The sequence below is a fragment of the Pseudoalteromonas qingdaonensis genome, assembly GCF_038739665.1.
Classification (GTDB): domain Bacteria; phylum Pseudomonadota; class Gammaproteobacteria; order Enterobacterales; family Alteromonadaceae; genus Pseudoalteromonas; species Pseudoalteromonas qingdaonensis.
This window is the reverse complement of sequence record NZ_JBCGCU010000002.1, coordinates 15,343-34,311: the sequence shown is the minus strand read 5'-3', so window position 1 is coordinate 34,311 and position 18,969 is coordinate 15,343. Positions and strand designations below refer to the sequence as shown.

General features: G+C 43.0%; 12 protein-coding genes and 1 other RNA gene. 8 read left to right on the top strand and 5 right to left on the bottom strand.

Features of this window, described 5'->3' with window-relative positions; genetic code table 11:
• Window positions 1–52 precede the first annotated feature (52 nt).
• Window positions 53–916: a flagellar protein MotY gene (locus tag WCN91_RS02275; RefSeq protein WP_425416004.1), complete on the bottom strand. Its 864-nt coding sequence runs from the start codon at window positions 914–916 to the stop codon at window positions 53–55.
• A gap of 206 nt (window positions 917–1,122) precedes the next feature.
• Between WCN91_RS02275 and rnt the strand changes: the two genes are divergently transcribed.
• The 8 genes from rnt to WCN91_RS02240 all read left to right on the top strand — a co-directional run bounded on the left by rnt (window position 1,123) and on the right by WCN91_RS02240 (window position 7,904).
• Window positions 1,123–1,794, top strand: a complete 672-nt coding sequence (rnt, locus tag WCN91_RS02270; RefSeq protein WP_342675887.1) for a ribonuclease T — start codon at window positions 1,123–1,125, stop codon at window positions 1,792–1,794.
• Window positions 1,795–1,948: 154 nt separating this feature from the next.
• Window positions 1,949–2,305: a transfer-messenger RNA gene (gene ssrA / locus WCN91_RS02265) on the top strand.
• A gap of 212 nt (window positions 2,306–2,517) precedes the next feature.
• The gene (locus WCN91_RS02260; RefSeq protein WP_342675885.1) at window positions 2,518–3,735 is read left to right on the top strand and encodes an integrase domain-containing protein; all 1,218 of its coding nucleotides are present in this window, start codon (window positions 2,518–2,520) and stop codon (window positions 3,733–3,735) included.
• 491 nt (window positions 3,736–4,226) lie between these two features.
• Window positions 4,227–4,442, top strand: coding sequence for a helix-turn-helix transcriptional regulator (locus WCN91_RS15165; protein WP_425416000.1), 216 nt, complete (start codon window positions 4,227–4,229; stop codon window positions 4,440–4,442).
• A 38-nt stretch (window positions 4,443–4,480) separates the two neighbouring features.
• The gene (locus WCN91_RS02255; RefSeq protein WP_342675883.1) at window positions 4,481–4,666 is read left to right on the top strand and encodes a helix-turn-helix transcriptional regulator; all 186 of its coding nucleotides are present in this window, start codon (window positions 4,481–4,483) and stop codon (window positions 4,664–4,666) included.
• 117 nt (window positions 4,667–4,783) lie between these two features.
• Window positions 4,784–5,476 carry a YagK/YfjJ domain-containing protein gene (locus WCN91_RS02250; protein ID WP_342675881.1) on the top strand — a complete coding sequence of 231 codons (693 nt, stop codon included), beginning with the start codon at window positions 4,784–4,786 and terminating at the stop codon, window positions 5,474–5,476.
• Window positions 5,477–6,310: 834 nt separating this feature from the next.
• Window positions 6,311–7,324, top strand: a complete 1,014-nt coding sequence (locus WCN91_RS02245; protein WP_342675879.1) for an HNH endonuclease — start codon at window positions 6,311–6,313, stop codon at window positions 7,322–7,324.
• 1 nt (window position 7,325) lies between these two features.
• Window positions 7,326–7,904, top strand: coding sequence for a class I SAM-dependent methyltransferase (locus tag WCN91_RS02240; RefSeq protein ID WP_342675877.1), 579 nt, complete (start codon window positions 7,326–7,328; stop codon window positions 7,902–7,904).
• Window positions 7,905–7,914: 10 nt separating this feature from the next.
• Here WCN91_RS02240 and WCN91_RS02235 read toward each other — a convergent pair whose 3' ends face one another.
• The 4 genes from WCN91_RS02235 to WCN91_RS02220 are packed head-to-tail and all read right to left on the bottom strand — an operon-like array spanning window position 7,915 to window position 18,885.
• Window positions 7,915–8,886 carry an IS481 family transposase gene (locus tag WCN91_RS02235; protein ID WP_342675876.1) on the bottom strand — a complete coding sequence of 324 codons (972 nt, stop codon included), beginning with the start codon at window positions 8,884–8,886 and terminating at the stop codon, window positions 7,915–7,917.
• Window positions 8,849–9,235: a hypothetical protein gene (locus tag WCN91_RS02230; protein ID WP_342675875.1), complete on the bottom strand. Its 387-nt coding sequence runs from the start codon at window positions 9,233–9,235 to the stop codon at window positions 8,849–8,851. The genes WCN91_RS02235 and WCN91_RS02230 overlap by 38 nt, the downstream gene beginning before the upstream one ends.
• 39 nt (window positions 9,236–9,274) lie before the next feature.
• Window positions 9,275–15,559, bottom strand: coding sequence for a DEAD/DEAH box helicase (locus tag WCN91_RS02225; RefSeq protein ID WP_342675873.1), 6,285 nt, complete (start codon window positions 15,557–15,559; stop codon window positions 9,275–9,277).
• The gene (locus tag WCN91_RS02220; protein WP_342675871.1) at window positions 15,556–18,885 is read right to left on the bottom strand and encodes an STY4851/ECs_5259 family protein; all 3,330 of its coding nucleotides are present in this window, start codon (window positions 18,883–18,885) and stop codon (window positions 15,556–15,558) included. Before WCN91_RS02220 ends, WCN91_RS02225 begins: the two co-directional genes overlap by 4 nt.
• Window positions 18,886–18,969: the final 84 nt, after the last annotated feature.

Sequence of the window (18,969 nt, the reverse complement as noted above, 5' to 3'; positions counted from 1 at the left end):
AAGAAGCCAGCAACACGCTGGCTTTTTACTTATCCCGAGCCCCTAATACCTTTTAAGGTTTAGCTATTTGGATCACCACCCGGCGGTTCTTGCCACGACCAATTACGGTTTCATTAGGCGCAATATGGCGCTTTTCCCCGAACCCCGTGGTCACCAGCTTACCCTCATCCACGCCCAACTCTTTAATGTAATCAGCAATAGCTTGGGCGCGACGCTTTGATAATTCAAGGTTATTCCAGCGCCCGCCGTAGCTGTCGGTATAAGCGGCAATGGTGACCGACTCTATGTCTTTATCATGCTTTAAATATTCGCCAATTTGCTGCAAACGCTGCTTCGATGACTTGGTTAAGTCACTGGAGTTCTTCTTATAATTCATCACCGTAAAAGCAATATCTTCAAAGCTATAGGGAAGCAAAGCATCGCGACATTGCAAAAATGACCAGTAAGCCGAGGGGAAATTTATTGCCGATAAGGCCACCGCAATGCGGTCTTGCTCATTGCGCCAATCCTGATAATAAAAGGTTGGCTGATTGCCTTTTTCCAGCTCGGTCAGCATCAGCCAGGCGGTGTCATTACTGAGCTCGCCATCGAACTGACGTAACAACTCCATCGACGCCAAGGCCTTACCTTGCTGACCCGGGCGCCAGCTTGGGGGCACCGATTCCAGGGCTGCGACATCATAGTTATTAGGGCGCACCACCATATCGAGATTAAAGCGTACATCTTTGTTTTTGCTGGCAACACTGCGAAATACCGCATCGCCATAAAAAGGCACGGCATGATTAAGCTGACACTGTAGGCGAGAATTTTCGACCATCTGCCAGGTCGATGATTGAGGATCGGCGGTATAGGTACGCATCGCTGCCTCGACACTGGTAGCGGCAACAAGTGCCATAAATATGGCGCTAAACTTAATCATGGGTGTCACCACCTCGTTGGTTCTTTGACATCAAATTAGATTTTGGTTCTTGATTCTGGGCTCTAATACAACACAAGCAATTTATATACCACTAACTAGAGGTAGCTTGGGTAAGAGGCGACAATAATTTTCCCTTAGCCCTGTTGGCCGGGTCGAGTTTTTGCCATAATAGCCGACCTTTATCGGCTTTGGGCAGTAAATAGATGGCAGACGCACAACAACCTCTTTTTTCACAACGCTTTCGCGGCTTCTTTCCCGTAGTTATCGACGTTGAAACCGCTGGCTTTAATAAAGAAACCGATGCGTTACTGGAAATTGCCGTCACCACCTTAAAAATGGACGACCAGGGTGTATTAAGCCTGGATCAAACCGAGCATTTTCATATTGCCCCGTTTGAAGGCGCCAATATTGAGCAGGCGGCCATCGAATTTAACGGCATCGACCCGTTTTGCGCACTGCGCGGCGCGGTTGACGAGCTTGAGGCGATGAAAAGCATTTGTAAGTTTGTGCGCAAGGCGCAAAAGGACGCCGGTTGTCAGCGCTCAGTTGTAGTGGCTCATAACTCCGCATTCGATCACGGCTTTTTGAATGCCGCCATCGAGCGCTGCAAAATTAAACGCACCCCATTCCACCCCTTTGTTAGCTTTGATACCACCTCACTGGCGGGCTTAGCGCTAGGGCAAACCGTGCTGGCCAAGGCCTGTCGCGCCGCTGGCATCGAATTCGATAACTCCCAGGCCCACAGCGCCCTATATGACACCGAGCGCACCGCCGAGCTATTTTGCTATATAGTCAACAAGTGGCAAGCCCTTGGCGGCTGGCCTTTGCCAGTTGACGAGCAGGAGCCAACGCCAGAACAAACGGCTGAAGACTAGCCATTACTCGGTCGATAATGGCTATTTTGCCATCTAAAGTGCCGTTTATTGTGCAGTAACTAGACGAACAAGCCTGATTTATAACAAATTCTCATATCCTGCTTGTGGTGTAGGCGCCGACTCAGTTATACTTCAAGGACTGAAACGTATTTCAGGGGCTGATTAGGATTCGACGGGATTCAAGAAGCCTAAGGTGCATGTCGAGGTGCGGTTGGCCTCGTAAAAAAGCCGCATTTAAAGTAATCGCAAACGACGATAACTACGCTCTAGCGGCATAATAGCCCGCTAGCACTTCTCCGGTGTATGTCTGTGGACCCGGTTCTGAAGTGTCACCCTACACGGACTCGCTACGGAAACCCTGGCCGGGGTTGAAGGGTTAAAACTAAGCGGCCTCGCCTTTGTTTATCGTGTTCGTCCGAGACTCAAAGGTTAACCAATAGACGATACTAAACATGTAGGACCGAAGGTCGAGGCTTTCCGGACGGGGGTTCAAATCCCCCCAGCTCCACCACTTTAGAGTTCGATTAAGTTCGAAAACGTTCAAAAACCCGTTGAGTTTCAAGGCTTAGCGGGTTTTTTAATGCCTTTAATGTTCGCCCACGTTTGCTGGAATTCACTTCTTTATGTACTATTCCATGTACTAAGTTAGTACATAGCGCACCAACTCGTAGTACATTGATGCGTCAAAGCCCCATATATCAAGGCCTTCAGGGAATAGTACATATGGCAAAAACAGTTAAGCCATTAAACGACACGCAAATCAAAAACACCAAAGCCACTGACAAAGTGCAAAGCCTAGCAGATGGCTATGGCTTGTATTTGAACGTGATGCCCAACGGTACTAAAAGCTGGGTGTTCAAATACCAAAAGCCCTACACCAAAAAGCGCACAAACATCAGCATTGGTAAATATCCAGAAGTTACTCTAGCACAAGCGAGGAAAAAACGAGAAGACGCGAGAGCTTTGCTAGCTGATAACATCGATCCAAAAGAGCAAAGAGACCGCCATTACCAACAAGAAGCCGAAAAAAGAGAGAACACGCTTCGACGCATTGCCGAGCTATGGTTTGACGTTCATAAGAGTAAAGTCAAAGCAGACTACGCAAAAAATGTATGGAATTCACTCTCTTTACATATTTTCCCGGCACTAGGTAAGCACCCTATCCACTCCATTGACGCGCAGCAGGCGATCAGCGCCATTAACCCCATTGCCGCTAGAGGCAACCTAGAAACGGTAAAAAGGCTATGCCAACGGCTGAATGACATCATGAATTTTGCTGTTAATACCGGATACATTGAACACAATAGGCTGGTGGGTATTCGCTCGGCCTTTGCATCTCCAAAGAAAGTCCCAATGAAGACCATCAAAGAAGATGAGTTGCCTGAATTTCTCTCTGCACTGCATGATGCGAGCATCAAGACCACAACACGGTGTTTAATCGCTTGGCAGCTGCATACGATGACTCGTCCGAATGAAGCGGCTAAAACCAAATGGGATGAAATAGATTTGGAAAAACAGCTATGGATCATCCCCGCAGAACGAATGAAGATGAACAAAGAGCATCGCATCCCGTTGTCGCCGCAAGTAGTAAAAATCCTTGAAAAAATGCGTGCAATAAGCGGTAATCGTGAATACGTGTTCCCAGCAGATAGAAACCCTCGAACTCACACCAACCTGCAAACGGCGAATGCAGCTATCAAGCGCATGGGATTCAAAGGAAGACTTGTTGCTCATGGCTTAAGGGCACTGGCGAGTACCATTTTGAATGACCACCAGCAGTTCGAGCCAGTACTTATTGAAGCAGCCCTCGCCCACCAAGACAAAAATGAAGTACGAGCTGCTTATAACCGAGCAGACTACTTAGAAAAGCGCCGGGAGATGATGTGCTGGTGGAGTAATTATATTACTCAGGCTCAAATAAAGAGCTTAGAGCTGGTCTAAATATACCAGTCAGTAACTAAAGATAGGTGAATCATTACGGCGCCTAGCCAACAGAGACAGTGCTATTCGCTACCACTGTTATCCTCCTAATTCTTAGGCGATGCACACCTAATCGCCTCTTCACACAAATATTAGGTGCAAAAATTAAGCAGCGAAATTTTTTTTCACTTTTTTTTCACCATCATCCCTGTGGTCACTTCGTCCAAAATACACATTTTTTCCTTAAACACGAAAACAGATTAAACCTAACCTAGGGTGTAAGTAAACACTAACAAAATTAAGTCAGGCGCACCTATTCATGGAGCATATCGCTTGTACCAATGTTGAGCAAAAAGCCTATCCTTGAAGTTTACGTTTCTATCTATCCGCAAGTTGCATCGCCAAAAAAAACATTTAATCTTTGTCTCGTCCGCGGTTGACGAGTGTCGATCCGAGATGTTCGCAAGTGCTTTTTAGCACTATATATTTTCGAATTTTTGAAGAGAACGAATATGTATACACCTACTTCATCACCTGAACTATTAACCCGCAAAGAAGTATTGTCGAAAGTTGGCTGTAGTCGCACCACCCTTTTTGAGATGGAGAGAGCTGGGAATTTTCCTAGTGCAAGGAAGCTGTACCCAAATAGCCGTAGCGTCAGATACGTTGCTAAAGAAGTGTATGAGTGGATTAGTAACTTTGGCCACCAGCAAACATGCGATTCATAAGTCAACACAACATCGTGGTGCCCTTAGACTTCACTGTCATGAGCGAAATTGATGTCGCTGAATACCTAAAAATGGGCGTGTTAACGCTTAGGAGACACGTTTCAAAAGGCGATGTGCCAAAACCAAGTAAACTTGGCAAAGTTTCGGTGTGGCCTACTCTGGAAATTAACGAGTTAGTGCAGAACATTACCGAACAAAAACGATCAAAAACACAAAAGAAATGATGGTTATAAGATCGATGAGAGAACTTAATACAGCAGCCTTTAAGGGCAACTCCCCCGAAGGTTTTATCCTAGTATCTTGCGAGAGATATGCCAATAAAATGACTGGAGATTCAAGAAATGACTAATGTCAAAAAGCTTGTAGTAAATCTAATTGAACCAGAAAATAAAGAGCTAGTAAGGCATCAAAGGTTCATTAGTTCAAGCGTCGCTAAGAATCATATTTTCAAAGGTCAGTGCGGCATCAAAACCATTATTAAGGTTTTGAAAAAGTTCAATATCATCCAGAGTCGTATGAACAAAATAATCCATTTAGTTGACTCATTTATCTGCCAATATCAAAAGGTATTCGCGCTTCGCTTTGACTTGCACCACGGTCATCAAAATACCGAAGACTCAAATAGCATACTTCAACGTTTTCTGAAGCAATTAAAGCAAAGGTTACAAGCCAATTATAAATCAGACATCAAGGTTGTATGGAGCTGCGAGAAATGCAAGAGCCTTCATCATCATTATCATGTTGCCTTACTCCTAAACGGAAACAAGGTGAAAGCGCCTCATAAGGTTTACAAAGTGGTACGGGAACTATGGGAGAGAATATCCGGTGGCATTGCTCCTTACATACCCCATGTACACTACAATCTTGTGCGTAAAAGTGACGAACGTTTCTGGATCACCCTACAAGCCCTTTTCGTTAGATTAAGCTACCTGGCAAAGAGTGAAACCGACTACAGGCCAGCTGGCGGCAAGAAATTCAGCTTCGGTATGAGCCGAATAAATCCAGAGTATATTGATAGAAGCCCAGCAATGTAAGCAACCGACTCTAAGTTTAGGGCTACTCATCGAAATCTAGGTAGCCCTAATAATCCATCAGGAGAGTGATATGCCCAGAGGTGGAAAGCGTAAAGGCGCAGGTGCTCCTAAAGGCAATACAAATGCCCTAAAACATGGCGGCAGAGCCAAAGTCCTATTTGGCATTCCTTTAGATAAAGAGCTAACTAGAGTCGAATACTTAGGCTTGTGTCTTACACAGCTTGAATACATTCACAAACATTGTAAGCGCAATGGGTTTGCCCCAAGCAATGAGTTTCTTATCCATAGCCAAAGATATGGAGGAGCTGTAAGAGGCAACGTCCCTGATATTCGATATCGGTGGTAACCAGCAAGGCTACAGTGATCGCTTAAAGCCGAACAATCAAAGAGCGATCATACCGGCCTTAAAAAGAGCCAAGGATGGCTTAATTAAAACAACCACTCCTTTGTTATTTTAAAGCAGCGAACATAGAAAAACGTTATCGTATCACCGAACAGGGATGGCTTTTGTTAGAGCGATCACAACTTTGGCTCTCAGTAAAAAATCCTGAAGAACATACCAAACAATCATACCGTTATGAACCTAACACCATCACTTACCGTAACCCACTGTAAAACAAGGTTTCTATGATTTTTATCTCTAAATCAGCGATCACAACCTTAAAGTGATCGATCACTAATTTAGTATTGCTCCCCATAATATTGCTGCAATGCCAATACATAGCCAAGCGAGTGTAAATTACCAAAGGCCACCATCAAGCCTAATGTGACTTGCGTTTATTGGCGTTAAATTTTAACCTCTCCCTGAAGCTGTTGAAGAATGGATTAGATAAAATGGAATTTTATGAAGTAGAACCAACGCTGGATAACTACTGGCGAGCTATTATCCTATTCGGCCGCAACGTGGCCTCCTACAAATTTGCCCTAGCCAAAGCCTTATATGATTTAAAGGCTGTTCCAAATGATTTAGTGACACTTGATGAGCTCGCAGTGCCTTTCAGCCGACACTTGTGTGAGCACTTGGAACATTCGCCCAAGCAAATAACATCAAAGTCCAGCAAGTTTCTCAGCGCTTGTATGGACTACAACGCGGGTAACGTCAGTAACGATGAGTTAATCAAGCAAACCGTGCGACTTGGCTTTACTAATGTTATCGATGCATTTCACGTGGTTAATAGTGGGGAGATATCCCAACGCTTTTTCGTTGATGAGCGCAAAACCCATAACGGCATTCGCATTACTGAGAACTTCTTCAAATTGACGGAACACGAGCAATTCTCGAATTTTGAAAATGAAACTGAAGCGCGTTGGCGCTTAGTAGAGCAAGCATGGAAAATGGGGGTTTCAAGGCACTTAGTAAGCGTAGAGTATGATGAAGAGCTCAAGACATTATTCACCGGAACGAAAGAACGCAGAGTCAACATCACTAGCTGTCGTGATAGCCTAAATGGCTATCAAAAGGGTCGCTGCTTCTATTGTTATCAGCCTGTCAGTATCAACACTCAAAGCGACCTGCTGGTGGATGTGGATCACTTTTTACCCTGGACACTAAAAGACCATGTACCAAATATAAACGGTGTCTGGAATTTGGTTTTATCTTGCCAAGATTGTAATCGTGGTGAAAATGGAAAGTTTGCTAAGGTGCCTCATCTAGAGCTGCTAAAAAGACTGCATAAGAGAAATGAGTACTTTATAAATAGTCACCTGCCACTACGTGAAACCCTTATCCAACAAACAGGGAAAAATGAAGCACAAAGGCGAGGCTTCTTGCAAACCAATTACACGGTAGCGAAAAGTATTCTAATCCACACCTGGCAACCAGAAATCAAAGGCATAATTACTTTTTAATATGAGCAGTCAGTTTTACGAGCAAAACGCGCAAGCCTTCTTCAATGACACGGTCAATGTAGACATGACAGATATCTATACAAGGTTTACTGCTAACTTAGCTAAGGGAGCCAAAATTCTAGACGCTGGCTGCGGCTCTGGCAGAGATTCTAAAGCCTTTTTAGATATGGGCTTTGACGTTGATGCATTTGATGCCAGTAAGTCACTGTGCGAGCTTGCTAGTGCAGAAACAGGATTGATAGTTAAGCACCTGACCTTTGATGATGTAACAGCCGAATCTCAATATGACGCGATTTGGTGTTGTGCTTCCCTACTCCATGTTCCAGAACACGAGCTACTCAAAGTATTCAATAAGTTGTCTAGAGCACTCAAGCCAGGTGGCATTTGGTATGTATCTTTCAAGTATGGCCAGGGCGAACGAATAAAAGGTGGTCGTCACTTTACTGACCTTAATGAGAATAAGCTCGAACAGCTAATGTCAGACCTTCCCAATATCACTTTGGACTCTATCTGGGTGTCAGAGGATAATAGGCCGGATAGGAAAGAATTGTGGCTAAATGCCTTACTAGTAAAAGCATAAGTTGTGTGATTCACTGAGATCGTTTCAATCTGGCGATCTCTAAATCTCTTTTGTAATTAGCATCTTGAACACGCTCTTTCGATAGGTCATATTCCCTTTGAACTTCATCTGAAAACGGCGTTTCCTCGCTGAGCTCGATATATTTTTCCATTGGAGTTTTTCCCTTCAGCGCTGAATGTGGCCGCGTCCAATTGTAATAGTGCTGCCACTCTGAAAGTTGTTCATGCAAGTCATCTGAATCGATGTCGATAGTTGCATAAAATTCGGATTTGTCTGTCTTTTGTGAGCGCTCAACTTTTCCATTTAAATGAGGCGAACCAGGCTTGTTTGGCCGAAACTTTATTCCATACTCCATCATTTTTCTTTGAACTTTCTCTGCGAAGAATTCACGCCCACGATCTGTCTGGATACGTTGTATAGGGAATGGCATTTCCTCAATTACACAGTCTAAAAAATCAAGCGTATTTGCCGCAGTACGACGCTTATAAACCCTTAAAACCCTATATCTAGTGCAGTCATCAACAGATGTGTATTGATAAAGCCCTGGAGCCAGTTTGCAGGTGTCCATTTGAACTCGATCACCTGGAAGTGGCCGTTCATATCGAATGAAATCAACTTTTCGGCGAAACTTCTTGATGGGTTTCACATCGTGATTTGAAAGCACTTTATGAATAGTTGCCAGCGATAATGAAATCTCATGGAGTCTCAGTAACTCTGTTTGCAAGCGCCTCGCTCCCAAATTTCTCACCGAGCGCATTTCCAATATTAAGGTTTCTAGATTGTCGTCGATTTTAGCGTTCGGTGAGTTATGAGGGCGTCTACTCTGACTGCTCAGCCCATCAATACCCTGCTCAGAATACCGCTTCCACCATTTACGGAGGGTTGGTCTGGAAATACCACACCTACGGCAAACCAAACCCGCATCATTGGTCTCTTCATACAGCTTAATCCAGGTAAGCCGCTGTTGAATTTCTCTGTTCATAGACACCAAGTATATTGAAATGATGTCTATGAATCACACACATAATAACATCAGACGCCTCAACCGCTTCTCTATATGCTTCTACGGGGTCACCTTCAACTTCAATGCTATGATCTCCAAGTTCACCAAGAACTTTTTGAAATAAGCTATTTAGGTAACCTTCTCTATGCAGCTTAGCTAATGCACTCGGGATAAAGGCACTTGAATGCTCCTTTACTCCTATAGATATACTTCGCTCTTTTGTTAACGGTTGCATACTAATACTCACCACAATCGCTATACACCATTTAATAAAACTCCTTTCCGCTTGGTCGTTTCTATAATTTTTATTTTGAAAGAGAGGTGTCATTGTCAGGACTTACCTCTCTAATATTGTTGTGAAACGTCGCTATTGAACTTTATATGTAATGTCGGTTGACCAATCTTCACTGTTCTTCACAGCTAGATTTGGTTCTAACTCCTTAAGGCTTTTCAACTGCGCTTCGATAGTTGTATAAAAGTCGAACTTAACGGATGAAAATCTTGAGTAGTTTTCTTTTAGTTGCCAATATCCAACTCCCTGGTCTAGTTTTATAGTTAACTGTTGCCCTGAACCCATTTCCAGGATTAAGAGCCTTCTATGCGCTATATCTCTGCGCGCTTGATAGCAATTAAATTGAGGCTTAATACCCGTCTTATACTCTAGCCACACCTTATAAGCCAAAACAAAGTCATCCTCGTCCTGCCAATCATGATGAAGGAATTTACCAAGCCTATCTTTGGTGTGATATAGCGATTCAAGAGCTATTGATTGTACTGAATTAAAACGCTTACAAATGGAACTGAAAATTTCAGCTAACATCATCATTGACGAGGGGTTCTGAATATATCGGTCACTATATTTAATAGAGTTTACCTGTCCACTTTCTAGTAACGAATTTAGCTCTGGGTTCGTGGTTAAAATTTCACTCCAAAACTTGTCACCAAAAGCAATTAAACTCCCATTCAATCCATCAACTATCTCTAACGAATCCCTCATCATAGAGGATGTATTAGAAATCAAACTATCAAGGGGTATATCAAACTTTTCAAATGGGAGAGCTGCCTCTTTACGGCTCAGTACCACTGTTCCACCAGCACATAACCATGACTCTCCCGGTATTACATTCGTCTCATCAGAGCTCGCTAATGATATAACGCTATCTTGCGTCGTCATCTGTGCTGCAATTTGAGGATGGCGTGATAGTCCTACTGCGATCGTTGCACCTAATTTTTGTAATGACCAAAGCTCTTCTAAGGTATCATTTCCTAGCTCTCTTGATGGAACAGCTATGGTTAACTTCAAGTTATCTGATGTCAAAAAAGTAGTGATTGAACGCTTAAATGCCGGGTGAGTTAGATCCCATTCACCAATATCATCGCTAAGCCACAGAGTTAAATTCTTTAGCCCATGATTTATTTGATGCCTTATAGCACTAGCCAAGCTGCATGGTTGATATTCAGCATCAGAGATAGAATCGAACTCCGGTGGTGCTAAGTTGAAAAGAAGAAACTCCTTTCCTATCCAATCACGAGCAATTTCACTATTGATACTGTCGACATCATGACGAGTATCAGAATCAAGCAGGCAGTCACTGCAACCACTATTACACTTTTCACACTCTAAATTTAACACCATACCTGCCAAGATTTTCTGAATATGGAAGTTTGCTGAGCTTGAAAAGCCTGCGCCACCAGAGATCATGTCATAAAGCTGAATAACCATTGCATGACTATGTCCTTCTACTATTGCTGGCCGTGTCGCATATCCAATTTCCGAGGTAGCTATACCCAACTCTTTAGCCAAAGCACTGCGAAGCGATACAGCTAAAGTTTTAGCAACTATTACGCCTTCGGCATCATCACGAATATACTCATTAGTAACAGGATGTTTAAGTACGAGCTCAAACACATCTGTTTTTGAGTGGCACCCCAGGTGTATACCCTGCATTAGAGTTCCCGAACCATCACATTGCACCTCTCCGTCGCCAGACTTATCAGCCTTAACGGCTTTTAATGGCCTATGAGCATGCAGCGGGTTAAAGTTGCCAGGAAAATCTCCATTTTTATCTAGTGATTCAGCACGACCACATGCCATGCACAGAGCATACCCTTTGCCATTCTCTCCAGAGCTGTGATTGAACACAGTTCCCTCTGTAGTTGAAACCATATATCCCATTTTCTTATTTGGTAACGTCACGCCCTGTGCTTTACCCGTTGACACCCACGCATCTTCAACAGGTATAAATTTTTGCGAAGAAATATCATTGGAAGGAGACTTATAAAAATCAGTAGCGAATCCTGTTGGTTGCAATACTTGCCTAATATGTTTAGGCCTTATACGCGCTCCACATGCAGAATTTGTGCAACTCATATCTACTGAAGAAGCCGATACTTCAGTCTCATAGCCAGTTTGGCCACAGCTATCGCAACGCCAAGCCAAATCAAACTTCTGCGCCTCCTTACCTCCAGAATCAGACACATTATGCCAATGTAATGCGACTCCTCCGGACCTAAATACTCTTCCATCAAGTACAATCTCTGAGCCGGGTGCGTACTCTCTTATTGCGATAGCTAAATTACGGCTAGGAAGGCCTCTGAATCGAGAAACATTGTCTTCTCTGTCACCCTTCTTAGCCTCTTTTTGCTCTTTATCTCTAATAAAATCTTCAATATTGTTGTTGTCAAAGTTGACTACATCTGTTGGGAAACCATATCCAGGTAAAAAGGATTTTGATGCGAGCTCTCTAAGCAAATACTCCTTCCCTAATCGAGTCTTTTCAATTGATAGGCGATACGCATAAGGAGTTTCTGGTTGAGCACTTAAAATCTCTTCTTCCAAATAGAGATACTCCTTAAACCACCTTTCCTTGAGACGCTTGACCGTCTGTACAGCGTTATTACGCAGAGCTGCCGGAATACATTTTGCTAAGGCGGTTCCTCGCACCAGTGACTCAATACCTTTGTCCCGCTCCTGGCTTTCGGTTTCAAGCCAAGATAAAAATTGATCACAAATGGAGTCACCTGAAGGTAAGTAAAACCACTCCAAATTTAATGAGGTTTTCTCTTTAGAGGTAACTCCTATTTTGTCCTTGAGAAACAGAGACAAAAGCAAAGAATTTACATGTCGTTGAACTAGACGCTCGGAATTAAAAGCTACATATGGTGCGGGAATTTCTGTTACGAAAGGCCATTTTGGATTTGAAAATACTTGCTGATCATGAGGGTTTCCTTTACATAACGTATAAGAAATCGCTCTCGACTCTTTGCTACGACCCGCTCGCCCTGCTCGCTGAAGGTAATTAGCTGGATGTGGAGGAACATTATTCATCACTACGGCAGATATGCCACCTATATCAACGCCCATTTCCATAGTTGTAGAACAATTTAAGACGTTAATTTTTCCTTTTTTAAACAAATCCTCATATTCATTTAGCCGATTTGAGCTTTGTTGGGCAGAGTGCTCAGCTGTTCGGTAATAAAATCCTCCCTCAACAGCTCTATCATTGATATCTGTCCATAGATTTTTCTCCCTGAGTTGTGCAATTTTTCCATCTTGTCGCACTCTGTCTCTGATGTGCATAAGGCCTTTTTGATAGTCAAGCTGCTTTGCATCTATTTCCCAGACATGGGGATAATCAATTTCAATACATTTGAAGGCGCTTACATCTTTTACTTGCCGTGGTAAATAGGGAGAAATTCCTTTGAACGTAGTGTCCAGGAGCTTATTCGTTACGGGGCAAATGTAGACCTTATCGACAAGTGAAAAAGTGATTTTCTCTCTATCCAGCGAGTATTGATTACCGTCTACTGATAAAACATTAGCGCCTGGAGTGCTAGTTAACTCACTCCAAGCTGCCTGCAACCAACTATTGATAACATCTTTACCGTAGGCACTATTAGGGTCAATATTTGTGGCCGCAACAAGTAGTTTCACAAGCCTATTTAAATTGGAACTACGAATTTGAGGCCATTTTTTTACTCTAATCTCGTCATCTTCCTCCGAAGTCGGGTTTCTTAGTGTCTTGGAGGCAAACTTGGTACCTATCCACTTTAACCAGCCGCCTTCTTCAATTCTTAAGTAGCTGTTATCCCGCACAAAGAAGTCCAACGATACCTTAATAAAGTCTTGCCAATCCTCTAGAGACAGCCCAAAGTCGAGCCAATGTTCTGGGCATTTATTGATATTACCTAACCCTACATAACCTAACTTCACAAGCCCTTGAGTCTCTGAGTTATTTTGCCTTTTGGGTCTTCTCGCAAACTCTCGAAACAGTAGCATGTCGGCAAGCTTTATACTTCCGTCATTTTCTTTAAATACTTCAGGTGAAAGGTATTGATTATAAAGTAACATCCCGCCCTGGAAGTCACTCTTTTTAGCTAATGCTGCCACCATATCCTTCCAAGGAACTTCAATTAATTCTATCGTTGGCGCTCCAGACTCGATAGACTTAGCCTTTAACTCTAAATCGTTAGCCATCTGGGTCATCCCCATTTTTCTGAGTTGACCAGCTTGCTCTAAAAGTTCTGAAGCCGTTGTGCCCTCAGCCGGTTGCTCTTTATTATTGAGGTGAGTTAGCTGCTTCTCTCTCAGTACCTCTTGAATCGCGCCACGAAGCTTTGACCGTTCGGCTTCTTGCTGCATTCTTACAGATAGTCGAGCTGTTCCCTGTCGACTATCTGTAAAAGTGATTAACCTACGCCCTCTCGCTGGTAAGGATTGTGGTCCTGGCTCGCCTGATTTTACAGAGATATCAGGACAAAATTCTAAGAGCGTTGGCACTACATTAGCGATATAGAACGGTGCACCAAGAATAGCTCTTCTAAAAGGAGAGCTCCCACTATACCCTTCGAAGCCACAACCAACGCAAGTTTGCTGTTTTTCTATAGATAGATTGAGATCATAACCGTCAGCGCTTAAAGAACCAATCAAGCCATCTGCAGCAATTTTGGTTGGTATATAAAAACCATTATTGTCCTGCTTGCTAGAAAGCATAGCGGGTGAACTTGCAGAATCATCTAAATACTGTATATCGTTATCAGTTTCTTCCGCCTGCTCGTCTTGCAGTGAAAACTCATCTCCAGTGCTGCCGTTCCATTGGGTCAAAATACCATTTTTATCTCTTCCCATTAAATGAGGCTCATTGCACTCGACACAAAAACTCAATTCAAGAACCGGCGCACTGCAGTCACATCGCTGTCTCTGAACCGCATAAACATTTCCAAATGGCCAGCTTTCAGCCAGATTATTTGCTTGTTTTTTAGTGCAATTTTTATCGATACAACTCCAGATACCACTCGTCATTCGCTGGAAAAAGTGTGCCCGTAGTTTCAGAAACGCCTCGGAAGAGGAGGATTCTTTAGTCCCTGTAAGTAAATCTAACCAGCGCAACAGCTCGTCTTGCGGGATTACATTTTGATTCAGCTGTGTAGCTACTTTCCTATTTATTTCACTAAGAGTAAGCGGAGCTTTGCTACTCACCACTACTTCTCTTAGTGCCCTTGCGAATGCTGAAGCAGCTAAGGCGTTATAGCGCTTTCTGGATACTTCAGCGTTATTATTTTTGGATTGATTAATTTCCTCTCCCAAGGGCTCTATGGATTCCAGTTGTTCCAGAGTGCGATCTTCATCGTCCTTAAAGTCTAACTCTGGGATAACACGCCTTCCTCCGATTACTTTAATCTGATTGACAGATACACCAGCCAAATCTGATAAATATAACTTCAGCTGTTCCTCAGCTTCAGCGCCTGCAATCGTCGCAGAAGTTGCTACAAAGCGAACGTCTTTCGCCTCTACTCCAAATGCCTGAAGAACGCGACGTAATTGCAAAGATAACTCCGCAGCTTGCGAACCTACATATGTGTGGGCCTCATCAAGTACAATCCAACGTAAAGACTTTTCCTGTTTAGAGCGCTCAATGATAGGAGCATCTATCTGACGGACCAGCATATACTCGAGCATGGTGCCATTTGTAACTAGGATCGGCGCAGGTTCCTTACGCATCAGCTCTCTAGATAGCACCTCGTTAGGTCGTAACTTTTGCTCGCTTCTTTGTTTGTTCTCACTGTTTTCCGTATTACCGTTGTAGAGACAATACCGAATACCTTCACCAAAATGCTGAGTCCATGCATTTAGACGTTCTTGCTGAGAGTTGATGAGGGCGTTGAGCGGATACAAAAATAGAGCCCTCACCCCAACCAAAGGTGCTCTCTTTTGTTTGTATTCTCGATATAGGTCTTCAATAACAGGAACCATGAAGCACTCGGTTTTACCTGACCCCGTTCCTGATGTAACCACAACCGATTTAGCTTCCGGTTGTAAAAGTGTTTCCCAGGCATCCAACTGATGCCTAAATGGCTTGAAGCCTGCTTCAAAACGGTAGCGGTCGTTTATTTTATCATCTAAGGCGTCAACAACAGCCTCCGACAGCAAATTACCCTTTAAATCCGATATTCTTAGCTCAGCAAACTCCCAGCCAAACATATGTTCGAACAAAGGAGGGGCCAAAAACGCATCTTCCTGACCACACTCTGAAGTCATCTGTTTTGACAGATGGGTACGTAAACTAGGATCGGTTATACCCAAAACACTTAAAGTTGACTCTGTGGCGCGAGTCACTGATTGTGCAACAAGTTCTGAAAAATAGCGGTTCATGACTCTTCCTTATTGATTACATAAACAAAGTGTGACAGAAAACAACGATGGACAGATTCAAACCATTCGCGGTCAAAGTCCCTCAGCTTGCGTAGGTGGAATAACGCGTCTTTGGGTAATATTTCCAATGCCCCTCCCTTCAATTGGTCAGAAGCAATTAACGCCGTTAACAGTGGCAAATACACCACTCCTGTCTGGTAATTCATGTTTACAGATAATTCAAATGGTAGAGTGCTAGTAGTCAAACAAATATCTTGAATTTCAATACCGAACTCGGTCGGCCAGTAGTCATCTTCTCTATGCACCCTAAGTAGCTCTTGATACCAACCGTCAACCATGGATTTAATAATCGGTACTGGTAGCCCTCTAACCTGCTGGCTACACAAAAGCTTCTGGGATTCTTCCCCACCGAACACGGGGATAGACTGACCAAGAGTCTTGATACTTGTAATGACTAACTCGCTAACGTCTTCTGAGCTAATGCCCACATTCTCCAAGACCTCAGTCATTAAGTTAACCGCATGACACCAGTGCCTTATAGGAATTAACTCCCAAAACACCGGAAGCTCTCGCTCAATTTGTGCGATGAATTTTGCGTCATTTTCAAAAACAAATAAGCAAACAGCCAGTGCTCGATAATTACGAACTAGATGGCGCCAAACTTCAAACGTCGAAAGAGGTAAATAATCATAGTTCCTGTATGTATCTTTGAGGTACTGCCAACCACTATGTGACCAATTTTCAGCCATTTGATTTAAAACATTAGATATTACATCTGGATTGTCGTGAGGGTGATAAAGCATGGCTGCTTTTTGAAGCGTATTAACCTGTTGGTCATTGACCTGCTCTGGACTGCCGCCAAAAAACTTAGCGCGGAAGTAAATGCCTGAATCCCTATCAGGAACTACAAGCCAGGGACCACTGCTCTCAATACATGTGGGTAATAAAAACTCTCCAGTCTCAACCCCTTCACTTTCCCTAGCGCAAAGTGGTAAAGGTTTTTGTTCAGGAGCATAAAGTGACATCAAAACTGGTTTTATTGACTCAGAGTCTATAATTTTCGTCGAACGTGCAAATACAGAATTTTTTGTCAACTCGTGTTCCAAAGTCGTTGAATAGTGACTGATGGTGAAAGTTAGGTTTTTACCTGGACCTGATACGTGTAGTTGCACTTCCCCATCGAGTTGTTCATTTAGCGACAACAATTCCAACAAAGAGTCCTTTAATCCATAAAGGCTTACTTCTAGTGGCTTATCAGAAACTATGTAATGCCACCTGTAGTAAGGTGATGCGCTTCCTCCCTGAATTGACTTGAGTACGGCCTCTACTTGAAACTTAGCGGGAACTCCCTGAGTAGCGAATAAGTGCAGTCGACTGCCCAAAAGCTCATTTACCGTAAGGCGCCTGGCGAGCGTTTTATTATTTCGATCATATGCAATCACTCCTTTAGCTGGAAATGGAACATCGATAAGTATTGGTGCAGAGACAATATTTGCTTGTACCGCCAAAGTAACTACCGCTGGTGGACTACCCTTTGCGTTTAATACAATTTCCTTTACCTCGCCATCCCGCCGTGATGAGACAACCTCTACATCATCCGATTTAACACTCCAAGTACAAGGGGAGTGTGTCTTCAATCTTATAATTCCCTGAGTTGGAGAATCGCCATTGAGCAATTCGACTTCAAAATCGTTTGGCAAAATGCCGATCCGTTTGCGCAGCTGCGTAATACTATTTTGAGATGTTACAGTAAGTAATTGGCGACCATACAACTCAGTAGAACTCAAGCTTTCAACTGCATGACCGTTAAGGCAAGTGGTGACCTCATCTAAGTGTTCAAACTCAGACTTGGCTAAACCTCTGACAATTTTTGGTACCCCTTTGAAAACCAATGCAGGAGTTGTCTTCCACGGCAATTGCTCACCCGATAGGGTAAAGTCACAATCCCAAATATCCTCAGAGTCTGTAGTGATAACATAAGACTCTTGAGTAGATAGGGTAATACGACACTTCCCGACTAAAATTTTCAGCTTTAGCTCATCAAATTTATATTTCGTATCATCTAACGATCCATACTCTAGAGATAAATTTGATTCCGCCGGGGCAATCAATCCTACTTGTTTGTACTTTGTTGTAATTGATGATTGGCTGATAATTAACCATTCATAATCTTGTTTTACGGCTGTAATTGGAGCTTCATATATATCAACCGCACTCGAAGCTAAACGCACTTCTGACAGCTTACAACCAGCTTGAAGTGCAACTAGGTATAACTCACTAGCCAATTTTTCCCTCTTGACCCTCACCCTAGCATTACGTAATCGAATGAATGTTCCATTTTCCTCAAACTGAGCAAATCCGGTTCCCAATGCAGCTATCTGATTATCCCCTTCAAAAATGGCCAGTTCGATTCTACTAGTTTGTAATTGCTCCCGACGAATATCAAACCGACACTTCTGTGGAAGCGTAACCTCGGTGTATATCGCCTCATTGGGAAAAGAAACAAAATGCCTACACCCAAGTACTTTTCTAATTTTTGATACTTTACGAACTTCTTTTGATGCTCTTGATAGAAGCTGACTTAGAAATAAAGAACCGATAGAACTTTCTAAAGGTAAAGGGAAGCTTTCTCGCCAACGGGGGTACTGTTCATCCAAATACTGAGCAGGGTCATCTTTCTTGTCTAGCGAAAATTGATATACCAAACTATCCAGCTTTTCAGCCATATTAGTGATGAGACCAACTGACTCATCTCCTTGAAGCGTTACTGGAAGGCTTGTTATTCTTGACCTTACCAATTTATCAATAGCTTTAGGCCCTAAATCCTTCGCATCTTGATACCGTTCAAATACCGAAAAGAAAGCTTTCTGATAATTGTTTGCGTCGCTTGACAGCAAGTTTGATGGTAACCCCCCTTCACGGAAAACTGATCCTAAATAGTCTGAATGATTTTGTCTGAATTTAGACAGTGGCCTTTGCCAATATACCGAGAGGCCTTTGGGTACAATTTGACTTATTTGTTGGGATGTCAATTCAAAATCTAGTGTTTCGTAAATTGACCGCCAACTCCAATCACTACTGTATTCTCGACGGAACCACTCAGCACAGTATAAAGTAAATGCACCACACCACTCTTTTGAAAATGTAGTCTTGTTAACGATAGAGAAACTAGATTTCAATAGCAGACGCAACGATAAATATTCGGCTTGCGTCATGTGCAATTGATATAGTGGTTGCGTAGCTTTTTGCTCTCGCCTGCTACTACTAAGGAAACTACTTAGCCAATGAGCTGCTGAATGGCAGTTATCCAATAGAGATGTATTCATATACCAACTCCCTGTATAGTTGTTATTATTTTTTAGCCTATATATTATTCAAACTTACAGACATTTCTATTGCAAAAGGTTACA